The organism is Campylobacter sp. 19-13652, assembly GCF_019702925.1.
Lineage (GTDB): Bacteria > Campylobacterota > Campylobacteria > Campylobacterales > Campylobacteraceae > Campylobacter_A.
Map to the genome: position 1 here is coordinate 620,706 of NZ_AP024713.1, position 12,922 is coordinate 633,627.

Genomic DNA, 12,922 nt, shown 5'->3' on the forward strand with positions numbered 1-12,922 from the left:
TTTATAAGTGTTGTTATTAGGGGTTTTGAGTGAGTAAAAGGAATGCTTTTTAGCCTTTTTAAAAATTAGTGTCGCTTTTAAATTCTTAAAGCAAAATCTATGGTGCAAGCCTCTTAAGACCTCCAAGAGCCGAATAAGCCTAAAATAAAAGTATAGTTTTAAAAGTTAAATTTAAATGTTAGCGATTTATTGCGCATACTTGGTCAAATTTTAGGAAATAGCTAGTATGATGTTTTGTGGCTTTGTGTGCGAATGTGTTGTCTAGCGGATTGCAAGTAAAGCAAGTCAAAGACAATGCAAGTAATGAAAATATTTGTAAGATAAAGATCTGGTAAGCCGCACATTTTGTTACAATATGCTGGATGATGCTTGGCTTTGCTTTGATGCGCACTCAATAACTGGTGTTGTTAGCCTTTTTATCCGCCATACAGACACTTTATATATTATTTAAATGTTTTGATTTAATTTGTTGGTAAAATAAATTTAAAAAGCAATTATTGACACGTTTAAGAGATATTCAAACTCAAAGAACCTAAGATTATATGCCCCTGTCATAGACTTGTAAGCGCAGTATAGCTTTGCGAGCAGTTGAGGGGTTTGATGCAGTAAATTCTAACCATAATGGAAAATCAGTAGGCAGAGTCTGATTCAGTAATTGTTAGCATGGTGTGAGGTAAGTCAAAGTGCGACTTTTGAAATAAGTACGGTGAGTTTTTTGATTAAAGCAAGGCGAAACGAGAATTACATTTGGCTAATTGTACTTGCAGGGTGCTACAATGCTTTGCAAATTTTGTGGATAATTGCAGTATTAAGTCTTGCTTTAGAAAATTAGTATAAAATAAATTTAAAATATTAACAAAGCAAAAATAAAGTTTTTGTGGTTTCATGAAAGCTTTTAATTTTTAGGTCGCACCCCCCCCCTTTTTTTTTTCAGATGATTTTAAAATTTTAAGTCTTTGTTTGACTATATTTTAACGTACAAAAAGCTAAATTATAAATTTCATAAACTCTTTTATTTTGCGCAAACTCTAAACCCCTAGTGTATTTAGCCTGTGATGTAAGTTTAAAATTTATTGATTTTTTGCTTTTAAATTTTAAGTCTTGGATAAAACAGGACTTTGGGATAAGCCAAAGCCCAAATATGCTTTTTAAATTTAACTCTCTATATAATTTTTCAGCTTTCTACCTACTTTTGGGTGTTTTAGTTTTTTTATCGCAGAGCTTTCGATTTGACGCACGCGCTCGCGAGTTACGTTTAGGGCCTTGCCTATCTCTTCTAGGGTGCGGTCGCTCTCATCATCAAGCAGGCCAAATCTCATAGAAATCACAGCTCTTTCACGCTCGTTTAGCTGTTCTAGTACTTCATCGATCTGCTCCCTTAAATCGCCCTTTAGAATTTGCTCCATAGGGCTTAGCTGGCTTTTATCTTCGACAAAATCGCCAAATTTGCCGTCGTCTTCATTGCCAATCGGGGCTTCTAGGCTGATTGGCTCTTTTGTGATTTTTATCACCTGCTTGACCTTATCCACGCTTAGCCCTACTTCTTTTGCGATCACGCTCACATCGGGCTCTTTGCCCTCTTCTTGTAGGTACTTGCGGTTGATTTTATTTATGCGGTTTATCGTCTCTATCATATGTATAGGTATGCGTATGGTGCGGGCTTGGTCGGCGATGGCACGGCTTATGGCCTGGCGTATCCACCACGTGGCGTAGGTGGAGAATTTATACCCCTTGCGGTATTCAAATTTATCCACCGCCTTCATTAGCCCTATGTTGCCCTCTTGGATTAGGTCTAAAAACGGCAGTCCGCGGTTGGTGTAGCGTTTGGCGATTGAGACGACTAGGCGGAGATTTGATTTTGCCATTCTGGTTTTGGCTTCGTCGCTGATTTTCTTGCCACGCTTTATCTGCTCTAAGACTTCTTTAAGCTTAACTGGATCTAGGTCAAAGCCCTGCTTGCTCGCCTCTTTTGTGGCAAAGAGCTTTTTGATCTCGACATAGGTGCTTACCATCGTCGCTTCTGGCACACGTGCGGCGATCTCTTCTTTGCTTAGCTTTAATATATCTTTTAAAATTCCCTTGTGATTTTTCTTTAGCTCGTCGCTAAACATCGGTAGGCGATACTCCAGCCTTTTAAGCTCCCTATCAAACTCATCATCGCTCTTAAGCGCCGTCTCCATAGACTTTACTATCTCGTTTATTAGCTTGCTCGTTGGTCCTAGATCCATTAGCTTGTCTTTTAGGATTTTTTTCTTAAAGGCTAGGGTTAAATTTGATAAAGTATCGCCCTCGTCTATTTCTGTTTGTTTATTTATCGTCTTTAGCCACTCTTTTTTGGCCTTTTCTAGGGCTTTAAAGCTCTCGATGACTTTCTCGGCGCGCTTGTCGTTTTTAGCACTTTTTTTAGGCGAGTTATCCTCATCATCGCTATCCTCGTCCTCGTCTATCTCCTCATCATCGCTATCGCCGTCATCTTCAAAGCTTTTAAAAAGCTCCTTTACTCGGCGTTCGCGGTTTATTAGCGGCTCTTTATATTCAAGGATAAAATCGATAAGAAAAGGCACGGAGCAAAATGCGTCTATGATGATGTCCTCGCCTAGCTCGATTTTTTTGCTTATCTCGACCTCTTCGTCCTTGCTAAGTAGGGCGATTTGTCCCATTTCACGCAGGTACATACGCACAGGGCTATCAGAGCGTGACCACTCTAAAAAGTCGTTTTCATTTGCTAGATCAAACTCATCCTCTAGGTTTGCGTCTACATTTTTTGCGGCTGCTTCTCGTGCGCGTTTAGCGTCTGCTAAGTGCTGCTGCTTTGCTACTTCGGCTGCACTTAGGAGTTTTACTTTATGCTCCTGTGCTAGAGATTCTATTTTTTTAACGACTGTCGCTGTTGGAGCTTTATCAAATAGCTTGATGAGCTTTTCAAAGGTTACAAAGCCTTTTGCATTTTCACTAAAAAGCTCCTCTATTTGGCTAAATATCTCTTTACTTGATGACATATTTCTCCTTTGTAGGGATAAAAGGGATATATTATACCCAAATTTTCTTAAGCAGTGATAATATTTTAAGTTGGAACGCATTTTGCTTATTTGGAATAAATTGATTTGTAAATGATAAATTTAAGGACGCACAAGTATGCAAAACGGATATTATCAGGCAACTGGCGCTATGGTTACGCAGTTTAACCGCCTAGATACCATAAGTAATAATCTAGCAAATGTAAATACCTACGGTTATAAAAGAAAAGACGTCGTGGTTGGGGATTTTGAGCGAATTTTTAAAGATAGCGAGGACGAACTACCACTAAAAAATCATACAAAAGATGCGGCTAAGTTTTTAAACCGTACTCTTGATAGAGTGCCAGTTATCAGCGAAAGCTATACGGATTTTAGCGCAGCTGGCATGAAGTACACCTCAAATCCGCTTGATTTTGCCATTAAGCAAGATGACGCATTTTTTGCTGTGCAGACTGAAAGTGGGGTAATGCTGAGTAAAAATGGGGCCTTTAGCCTTGATGCTGAGGGGTATATCATAAACAAAGAAGGCTACCGCATACTAGGTGAAAACAACCAGCCCATCGCACTAGATACGGATGCACAAATTTCAGTCGATAAGAGCGGCTATATTTATGAAGATGGCGAAGTGGCGAATAAATTTAATATCCTAAGCGTGCAAGATGTAAGAGATTTAAACAAAATAGGCGATAATCTCTACTCGCCAAATGCACGCGCTGATGTAAGGGCTGGCGACGATGAGGCAGATTTGCTAGTGCAAGGGTATGTTCAGATGAGTAATGTAAATCCAGTAACTGAAATGGTGGCGCTCATAGAGACAAACCGCCTAGTAGAGATGTATCAGCGTGTGATGAATTCGCAGATGAATGACATAAATCAAGACGCCATAACAAAGCTAGGCGCAGTTAAGCAATAAATTTAAAGGATTAAAGCCATGATGAGATCAATTTATACAGCCGCTACTGGCATGATAGCACAACAAACCCAAATCGACGTAACCTCGCACAATATCGCAAACGTAAACACCTACGGCTATAAGAAAAATAGGGCGGAGTTTGCGGATTTGATGTATCAAAATATGGAATACGCAGGCACAGCAACTAGCCAAACTACCACTAGCCCTACAGGAATCGAGGTGGGTCTAGGTGTGCGCCCGACAGCGATAAATAAAATTTTTACTCAGGGCTATTTTAAGGAGACGAGCAATAATTTAGACATGGTAATAGCTGGAAATGGCTTTTTCCAAATTCAGCTGCCTGATGGTACGACAGCATACACTAGAAACGGCGCTTTTAAACTAGACGCAAACGGCACAGTAGTAAACTCAGACGGATATCAGCTAATCCCACAAATCACAATCCCATCAGACGCCACAGCCATATCCATAGGTACAGACGGCACAGTCTCAGTGTTACAAGCTGGGCAGCAGCAGATGACGCAGCTTGGGCAGATTGAGCTTGCAAATTTCATAAATCCAGCTGGACTTCATTCAATGGGCGATAATAACTACCTAGAAACTTCAGCTAGTGGCAATGTCGTAATTGGCACGGCTGGGCTTGAGGGATTTGGGCAGATTAAGCAAGGCTTTGTGGAGATGAGTAACGTCCAGCTAGTTGAGGAGATGACTGATCTAATCACAGGGCAGCGTGCGTACGAGGCAAACTCAAAGGCAATTACAACAAGCGATAGTATGCTTGAGATAGTAAATGGGCTTAAAAGGTAGGTAAAATGGGCTTAGTGATAGCGTTTTTTATAGCATTAGTGCTATTTTTCTGGGCGGTTGATGCGGTCTATTTTGCTAAGGGTACTAGATGAGCAAAAGCGCGTGTGGCGCCAGACAAGATAGCGAAAAAGAGAGCCAAAAGGGCGAATATTATAGCTTTGGCAGGATTTTTAGCCTTAGTGTGCCTGTGATGCTCGGCTTTATTCCGCTTGGCATTGCGTTTGGAATTTTGGCTAAAAGTACTGGAATTAGCCTATTTATCGCCATGAGCCTTAGCTTAATTACTTACGCTGGGGCAGGGCAGTTTGCCTTTTTATCCATGCTTAGCGTAGGAGCTGGCTTTTTTGAGATAGCAGTGGCAAGCTATTTTATAAATTTACGCCATAGTTTTTATGCGATGACCTTGCTTAGGGATTATAAGGGGCTTGGATTTAAATTTTTTAATATTTTTGCACTAACTGATGAGAGCTTTGCTATATTTAAAAGTCTAAATATCGCCGACATTAATACCCGCACTAAGGTTTTTAGCCTCATAAATTTACTCACGTATCTTTACTGGGCGGTGGGTACGATCATAGGATACGTAGCAGGTAGTAGTATAAGGGTTGATTATAGCGGCATTGAGTTTTGTCTTACGGCGCTTTTTATTGTGCTTGCGCTTGAGATGTTTAAGGCTGCCCCTTCAAAGCTGGTGCTATCTTTTAGCATTTTAGCTGGGGTGCTTTCGCTTGCTTTTGTGCCTGATAGATTTATGCTTATTGTTGCGATTATGGCTTGTTTTATTTTTATTTTATTTTTTAAGGACAAACTGTGATAAACCTAGCCTCTAGCCAGTGGGAGATTTTCTCTGCGGTTTTAGTCTGCGCTGGGGCTACTTTTGCCACTCGTGCTTTGCCGTTTTACATGTCTAGCTTTAGCTTTTTATCTAGCCTTGAAGTGGTGGAGAAGTATATCGGACAGATGATTATGGTGGTGCTTGTTTTTTACTCTTTAAAGGGGATAAATTTATTCGCTTATCCCTACGCAATCCCTGAAATATCAGGTGTCGCGGTGGCGATACTCGTGCATTTAATAAGCAAAAATGCGCTTTTTAGTATTATCCTTTCTACTGCGGTTTATATGTGTTTGCTTAGATTTTTATAGCTTAAATTTAGACAATTTTAGCTACAATCAGCGCAAAAATTTAAAAGGACGCAGGATGAATAAGCACAAAGTATGGCGATTTGGGGATAATATCGACACAGATATAATAATCGCCGCGCGCTATTTAAATACTAGCGACGAAAACGAGCTTGCAAAGCATATAATGGAGGATGCTGACCCTGAGTTTTACTCAAAATTATCCACTAATGACGTAATCGTAGCTGGGGAGAACTTTGGCTGTGGCAGTAGCCGTGAGCATGCCCCGCTAGCACTAAAAGCTGCTGGGGTTGGGGCAGTCATAGCCAAAAGCTTTGCACGCATTTTTTACCGCAATAGCTTTAATACAGGGCTTTTAATCCTAGAAACGCCTCAGGCGACAGAGATAAATGAGGGCGATGAGATAGCCATAGACTTAGACGCTGGCGTGATTAAAAACCTAACCCAGCAAAAAGAGTATAAATTTAATCCCATACCGCCATTTATGCAAGAATTAATCAGTGCTGGCGGCTTGATAGAATACGCAAAAAAGGAAATATAAGTTTGAAAAGATATAAAATTTGTGTAATAAAAGGCGACGGCATAGGACCTGAGATCATAGACGAAGCCATAAAGGTGCTTGATAGAGTATCGGCGAAGTTTGGCTTTGAGCTGGAGCTTAGCTATCAGCTAATGGGTGGGGCAGCTATTGATGTTTTTGGTGTGCCGCTACCTGATGAGACGCTAAAATGTGCGCTTGAAAGCGATGCGGTACTATTTGGCGCTATAGGTGGCGCTAAATGGGATGGCCTAGAGCGTCATTTGCGCCCAGAAAGTGGGCTTTTAAAGTTGCGTAAAGAGCTAAATGCGTTTGCAAATCTACGCCCAGCTATTGTCTTTAAGGAGCTTGTAAATGCAAGCACGCTAAAGCCAGAGGTGCTTGATGGTGTGGATATGCTAGTAGTGCGTGAGCTTACGGGCGGACTTTATTTTGGGCAGCCGCGAGCTAAGGAGGCTGATAGAGCGTATAATACTATGGTTTATTCTCGTTCTGAGATAGAGCGTATAGCGCGCATAGCATTTGACGCAGCTAGAATGCGCCAAAAACGCGTTTGTTTGGTGGATAAGGCAAACGTGCTTGAAACCAGTGAGCTTTGGCGAGATGTAGCTCAGAGCGTAAAAAGCGATTATGAGGACGTGAGTTTAGAGTATATGTACGTAGATAATGCAGCCATGCAGCTTGTGCGAAATCCAGCGCAATTTGACGTGATATTAACAGAGAATTTATTTGGCGACATACTAAGCGATGAGGCTAGCCAAATTTGTGGTAGCATAGGGCTTTTGCCAAGTGCTAGCATGGGTGGAAAGGTAGGTATTTACGAGCCTATTCACGGCTCTGCTCCAGATATAGCAGGGCAGGGTGTGGCAAATCCAATAGCCACTATACTAAGTGCAGGGATGATGCTTCGCTATGCGCTAGGCGAGAGTGCGGCAGCAGATGCCATAGATACGGCGGTGCGTAAAATCATAGCGGAGGGGTATCGCACTAAGGATATATCACTTTTTGACGCTAAAGAGATATGCTCGTGTGCTGAAATGGGCTCAATAATTGCCCAACAAATAGACGCGCTGTGAAAAATACCATAACAGAGGCACAAATTTATGAAGCTCAAGGGCTGCGTGATGATGCGCTTGAGGTTTATAAAAATGTCCTTAAAGCAGATCCGCAGAATAAAGATGCGATGTCTGCTATCTTGCGTTTAAGCGGGGTGCGACGCGAACTTCGTGGTGTTAATGAGACTATGCTTGATTTTTTCTTTAATATGAAAACCAAAGAAGAGATAAATGAATTTAAAAGGTGGCTTTTGAAACTATGAGTGCGATTGATGATATAGCCAAAAAGACGATTGAGGAGATAAGCGCAGAGTTGGCCCAGATAGGTGGTGCCCATGATGAGTTTATCCAGCAAAGCCAAAAAGCTAGGGCAGAGCAGCCTCAAAGCCATGCGCATGCTTTTAATACGAATTTAGATAGCACCATTAGTCATTATGGTGCCTCAAATTACAGTCTCCCTGAGGCCAAAATAGGGCAAGACGGCGCTATTATTGCCCATTCTGCTGGTGCTTTGGCGCATGATGGCGTATTTTCTAGCACAGCCTTACCAAAGAATACTGTAGCTGCGCCAAATTCTGATTTAGTCGCTCAAACCACTCCTAATAGTGTAGATTTTTCACGTAGCGATATGATAAGCCCAGAGTATCTTTTTTTGAGGAATTTAAAAGAGCGTGTGGAGGTGCTTTTTGAGGGGCTTGGGCAGACTCCAGCTAGCGAGGCAGAGGAGCGTCTTGAGCTTACGCTTAAATTTTTAGAATTTTTGCTAGCTACGGTACAGAATAGACTTGAAAATCTCCCTAAATAGCGATCTCTTAGCCGTAAAAGACGCCCTAAGCCCATACACAAAGCGAGTTTATTTTGTCGGAGGATGCGTTAGGGATGCGCTTTTGGGGCGAGATATTTATGATTATGATATTGAGGTTTATGGTATAAGCCCTGATAAATTTGATAAAATCATGCAAAAACTCGGTAGCGAAGGCGTTGGCAAGAGCTATTTTATCTATAAATTTAAAAACATCGATATAGGGCTTGCTAGGAGCGAGAGTTGTGTCGGTAGTGGACATCGTGATTTTGCAGTCAAATATGAGGACGATCCGCGTTTTGCGAGCCTTAGGCGAGATTTTAGTGTAAATGCTATGATGATAGATATTTTTAGCGGAGAGCTTCTTGATTTTTGGGGCGGTATGAAGGATTTGCAGGACAAAACCTTAAGGCACATAGACTCAGATAAATTTAGTGAAGATAGTTTAAGGGTGCTTCGAGGGGTGCAGTTTGCCTCTCGCTTTGGTTTTAAAATAGCTCCATCCACACTAAAACTTATGTGTAAATTAAGCATATCAAATTTAAGCACCTCTCGCATAAGTACCGAGCTTTTAAAATTTTTTAGAGCCGATTATTTAGAGATCGGCGTGCGTTATCTTTTTATACTTGGGCTTTTTAGTGAGCTTTTTGGCATATCTTTATCCAAGGCTAGACTTCGAGATTTTATCTATGTCCTTAAAACAGCTAATAATGATATAAAAGATGAGACCTTATTTTTGTATCTTTTGGGTGGGTTTTTTGGAGTTAGTGCTTATGATTTAGCTAGGAGACTAGGACTTTTACGCAGGTTTTCTAGGCTTAAAAATGAGCCTTATTTTAGCGATACTCCTAGTGATTTTGAGCTTGTTAGGATAGCTTTAAGACGCCCTTTAAAGCAGTGGCTAGGCTGCTATGCAGAGCGTAAAAAGCGTGCTTTAGAGCTTAATATTTTTGAAAAAAAGCTAGATTTTTGCGTTGATAATTCTAAATTTAACAGCCTAAAATCAGATGAGATAGCAAAAGAGGTTTTTCGGCAAGAAAATGAGTTTATCAAGGCTTATTTAAAAGTTTAGCCTTTTAAATTTAAGCCCAAATCCGCTAAAATATCCAAATATCTTTTAAAAATAGGGCTTGGTTTTTGAATGTTTAATATCGTTTTGGTAAATCCCCAAATCCCACAAAATACTGGCGCAATAGGCAGGATGTGTGTTAACGCTGGATTTAGATTACATATTATTAAGCCGACTGTGTTTGACCTAAGCCAAAAGGCGGTCAGGCGGGCTGGACTTGATTACTGGCATAAGTTAAATCCGATAATTTGGGAGAATTTGGAGGAGTTTTTAGCAAAAAATAATCAAGTAAAGGATAGATTTTTCTTTGCTAGCACAAAGGCGAGCGAATATTATTTTAATGTTAAATTTAAACCAAATGATTTTATATTTTTTGGCGCTGAAAGTACTGGGCTTCCGCTATCTTTGATGAGTCTAAATCCTCAAAATATGGTAAAAATCCCAATGACAAAAGAGGGGCGTAGCCTAAATCAGGCGATGGCTGCTGGGATTATTTCATATGAGGCTTTGCGTCAAAATATGGGCGAAAATCCAGAAATTTATATGTAAGTAGGAGTTGGTTTGAGAGCGGTTTTTGCGTGGCTTTTTTTGGTTGCGTGCATGTTTGGTGCGCAGCTTAAAATAGCTAGTTTTAATGTAGAAAATTTATTTGACGGACGAGAACAGGGAAGTGAGTATAAAGACTTTCGTTATCCAAAATGGAACGCGAGCCTTTATGAGATAAAGCTGGCTAAAATAGTGTCCGTGCTTCGTGAGTTAGATGCCGATATAATCGGACTTCAAGAGATAGAAAATGCTCAAGTTTTAGCTCTTTTGGCTAAAAAAGCTGGCTATGAGTATTATTATTTTAGCTCGACTGAGAGGGCGCCAGTTGGCATAGGCATTTTATCGCGCGTGCCATATGTTGGGGTAAAAGAATTTAGCGTCCCACGCTTTAAAACTAGAAATATTTTACAGACCATATTTTTTGTGGATAACGTAAGCTTTAGCGTCTTTAACGCACACTTTCCAGCCTATAATCACGGCAAAGGAAAGCAAGCGTCAATCGAGGCAAAAAAGACCATGAGCCTAGCTGTAAGAGGCGCACAAAATGCCATAATTTTGGGTGATTTTAATAGCCCTTATGGCTCAAAATTTGTGCTTAAAAATTTAATAGATTATAAAGGCTACACGGATCTTTGGAAGTATATAAAAGACCCAAAAGAGCGCTACTCTCATGTAGCTGGTGCTAGCTATAGAGCGATAGATCACATACTGCTTTCAGATGAGTTTTTTAAGAAAAACTCTGGGGTTTGGTTTGAGGATTTTTATGTATTTAAAAAACAGGTTGTTGGAGCAAAGGATTATTCAGATCATCTACCTATAGTAGCTGTAATAAAGGTTGGAAAATGAGTGCATTTGACGCTATTATGCTGGTTTTGTTTGTGCTATTTTTGTGCTTTATGCTAACTGGAATGACAAGACAAATATTAAAAAAAGATGAACTTAGACGAAAAATAAAGGATAAAAAATGAAAGAACTTTTGGTTGAAATAGGCGTAGAGGAGCTGCCTGCGATACCCTTTTTAAAGGAACTTGCAAATATCCCAAAAAAGTGGCAAGACGCACTAGATGCGCACTCCTTAGAGGCTGATGAAGCTAGCTTTTACTACACGCCAAGGAGGCTTGTTTTTTTTCATAAAGCCTTTAGCCAAAAGGCAAAAGATAGCCTAGAAGTCGCTATCGGGGCGCCTTATCACGTGGCTGTAAAAGACGGAGAGTATACAAATGCGGCTATTGGATTTGCGAAAAAAAATGGGCTAAGTGTTGATGAGTTAAAATTTAAAGAAATAGACGGCAAAAACGTGCTTTATAACGAAAAAGTTGTGGTTGGTAAGCCTAGTGAGGAGCTTTTTTGTAGCGTGATTTCGCACTTTTTGTCTTCTTTAAGCTTTGGAAAATCTATGCGCTGGGGGAGTGGAGAGTTTGAGTTTATCCGCCCTATACGCTCTATTGTATGCCTTTTTGGCGGCAAAAACGTGGATTTTAGCTGCTACGGAGTAAACTCAAAGGCGGCATTTTATCCGCATAGATATTATGGTTATGATTTAGTGCCTTTTGGTTCGGCTAGTGAGTACTTTGAGCTAACTCAAAAAATGGGCATAGTGCTAGATCAATCTAGGCGCAAAGCCATGGTGCTAGAGCAGATAAAGGCGCTTGAGAGTGCTGAGATTAGCGTGCAAATCGATGAGGGGTTACTTGATGAGGTGGTGGCTATTACAGAGCTTCCAAATGCGCTTTTGGGCAGTTTTGAGGAGGAGTTTTTAGAAATTCCAAGCGAAGTCATAATAACCTCTATGAAGGAAAATCAGCGATATTTTGCAGTGTTTAACGGCGATAAACTTACAAATAAATTTGTAGTAGTAAGCAACATGCCAAAATCTGATGACGAGACTATAGTCCTAGGTAATGAAAAAGTCCTAAGAGCTAGGCTAAGTGATGCGGCATTTTTCTGGCGTCAAGATTTGGAGAATGGGCTAAATCCAGAGGGGTTAAAAAACGTAACGTATCTAAAAGAGTTAGGCAGCATGTATGATAAGCAGCTGCGAGAAGCTAAGCTTGCGGTGGCTTTGGGTGAGCTTTATAAGAGTAGGCTTGAGCGTGAGGTTGGCAGTGATGCAATAGAGCTTCTAAGGCGCGCTGCAGGGCTTGCAAAGGCTGATTTAATAAGCGGCATGGTGTATGAATTTACTGAGCTTCAGGGCATTATGGGCGGATATTATGCTAAAGCGGCAAATGAGCGTGCGGAGGTGGCTTTAGCTATTAGCGAGCAATATCTTCCAAATGGCGAGGATAGTTCGATGCCTAGTACTCTTTTTAGCTCCATTATTGCACTTAGCAATAAGCTTGATAGTCTATTTTCGCTATTTAGCCTAGGTAGAGTACCAAGTGGCACGAAGGATCCATATGCTCTGCGCCGTGCGGCAAATGGGGTGCTAAAAATAATTTTAAAAGAGGGGATTGAGTTTGATATTTCTCAGACTTTAGCAGGGCTTGCGAAGGGCTATGATGGGCTTGATGTTAAAACTCTTGAGGAGTTTATTTTAGGGCGGATTTATACATTTTTTGATACAAATGCCTCGGTGGTAAAAGCCTGCATAGCCAGCGGCGAGCGGGATGTAGTAAGGCTTTTTGATAGCATAAGTGCGCTTAGTGATGTGGTGCAAAATGATAGTTTTAAGGAAAACTTCTCTACGTTTAAGCGTCTTGCAAATATTCTAAAAGAGGCAAAAATAGGGCAGGTTGATGTAAGCTTGTTTGAGCTTGAGGCTGAAAGAGAGCTTAATAATGCCTTTAACGCCCTTGATAAAAGCGCCCCTTTAAGGGAGCGACTTGAGGCTCTTTTTGCGCTAAAGCCAGCGATTGATAAGTTTTTTGATGATGTGATGATAAATGTTGATGATGAGCGTGTGCGCGCAAATCGTATCGCAAATATCGGACAAATTTATAATGCATTTTTAAGTATCGCTGATATAAAAGAGATTAGCATTTAACGCAGATAATGCCAAAATAGGCTTTTTGGATAAATTTAAAGCCTAAATT

General features: G+C 40.6%; 14 protein-coding genes. 13 read left to right on the plus strand and 1 reads right to left on the minus strand.

Annotation, left to right across the window (positions count from 1 at the left end):
- Nucleotides 1–1,154: 1,154 nt before the first annotated feature.
- A complete protein-coding gene (gene rpoD, locus LBC_RS02980; RefSeq protein ID WP_221254625.1) occupies nucleotides 1,155–2,999 on the minus strand; it encodes an RNA polymerase sigma factor RpoD in 1,845 nt (614 codons plus the stop codon).
- Nucleotides 3,000–3,135: 136 nt separating this feature from the next.
- On the opposite strand from rpoD, the gene LBC_RS02985 reads away from it, so the two are divergent.
- From LBC_RS02985 to glyS, 13 genes are all read left to right on the plus strand, one after another.
- Entirely contained in the window at nucleotides 3,136–3,930 is a 795-nt protein-coding gene (locus LBC_RS02985) for a flagellar hook-basal body protein (RefSeq protein ID WP_221254626.1), read from the plus strand.
- Nucleotides 3,931–3,948: 18 nt separating this feature from the next.
- Entirely contained in the window at nucleotides 3,949–4,737 is a 789-nt protein-coding gene (gene flgG, locus LBC_RS02990) for a flagellar basal-body rod protein FlgG (RefSeq protein WP_221254627.1), read from the plus strand.
- A gap of 88 nt (nucleotides 4,738–4,825) precedes the next feature.
- Nucleotides 4,826–5,551, plus strand: coding sequence for an AzlC family ABC transporter permease (locus tag LBC_RS02995; protein ID WP_221254628.1), 726 nt, complete (start codon nucleotides 4,826–4,828; stop codon nucleotides 5,549–5,551).
- Nucleotides 5,548–5,880, plus strand: coding sequence for a branched-chain amino acid transporter permease (locus tag LBC_RS03000; RefSeq protein WP_221254629.1), 333 nt, complete (start codon nucleotides 5,548–5,550; stop codon nucleotides 5,878–5,880). Before LBC_RS02995 ends, LBC_RS03000 begins: the two co-directional genes overlap by 4 nt.
- 55 nt (nucleotides 5,881–5,935) lie before the next feature.
- A complete protein-coding gene (locus LBC_RS03005) occupies nucleotides 5,936–6,418 on the plus strand; it encodes a 3-isopropylmalate dehydratase small subunit (RefSeq protein ID WP_221254630.1) in 483 nt (160 codons plus the stop codon).
- A gap of 2 nt (nucleotides 6,419–6,420) precedes the next feature.
- On the plus strand, nucleotides 6,421–7,491 hold the full coding sequence (gene leuB / locus LBC_RS03010) for a 3-isopropylmalate dehydrogenase (protein WP_221254631.1): 1,071 nt from the start codon (nucleotides 6,421–6,423) through the stop codon (nucleotides 7,489–7,491).
- Nucleotides 7,488–7,733, plus strand: a complete 246-nt coding sequence (locus LBC_RS03015) for a hypothetical protein (protein WP_221254632.1) — start codon at nucleotides 7,488–7,490, stop codon at nucleotides 7,731–7,733. The genes leuB and LBC_RS03015 overlap by 4 nt, the downstream gene beginning before the upstream one ends.
- Nucleotides 7,730–8,275, plus strand: coding sequence for a CiaD-like domain-containing protein (locus LBC_RS03020; protein WP_221254633.1), 546 nt, complete (start codon nucleotides 7,730–7,732; stop codon nucleotides 8,273–8,275). The genes LBC_RS03015 and LBC_RS03020 overlap by 4 nt, the downstream gene beginning before the upstream one ends.
- The gene (locus tag LBC_RS03025) at nucleotides 8,256–9,344 is read left to right on the plus strand and encodes a CCA tRNA nucleotidyltransferase (RefSeq protein ID WP_260173430.1); all 1,089 of its coding nucleotides are present in this window, start codon (nucleotides 8,256–8,258) and stop codon (nucleotides 9,342–9,344) included. The genes LBC_RS03020 and LBC_RS03025 overlap by 20 nt, the downstream gene beginning before the upstream one ends.
- A 69-nt stretch (nucleotides 9,345–9,413) precedes the next feature.
- Nucleotides 9,414–9,890: a tRNA (cytidine(34)-2'-O)-methyltransferase gene (locus tag LBC_RS03030; RefSeq protein ID WP_221254634.1), complete on the plus strand. Its 477-nt coding sequence runs from the start codon at nucleotides 9,414–9,416 to the stop codon at nucleotides 9,888–9,890.
- A 12-nt stretch (nucleotides 9,891–9,902) separates the two neighbouring features.
- Entirely contained in the window at nucleotides 9,903–10,733 is an 831-nt protein-coding gene (locus LBC_RS03035; RefSeq protein WP_221254635.1) for an endonuclease/exonuclease/phosphatase family protein, read from the plus strand.
- Nucleotides 10,730–10,855, plus strand: a complete 126-nt coding sequence (locus tag LBC_RS09000) for a hypothetical protein (RefSeq protein ID WP_260173431.1) — start codon at nucleotides 10,730–10,732, stop codon at nucleotides 10,853–10,855. Before LBC_RS03035 ends, LBC_RS09000 begins: the two co-directional genes overlap by 4 nt.
- Complete coding sequence (glyS, locus tag LBC_RS03040; protein WP_221254636.1) at nucleotides 10,852–12,873, plus strand: glycine--tRNA ligase subunit beta; 2,022 nt, start codon at nucleotides 10,852–10,854, stop codon at nucleotides 12,871–12,873. Before LBC_RS09000 ends, glyS begins: the two co-directional genes overlap by 4 nt.
- Nucleotides 12,874–12,922: the final 49 nt, after the last annotated feature.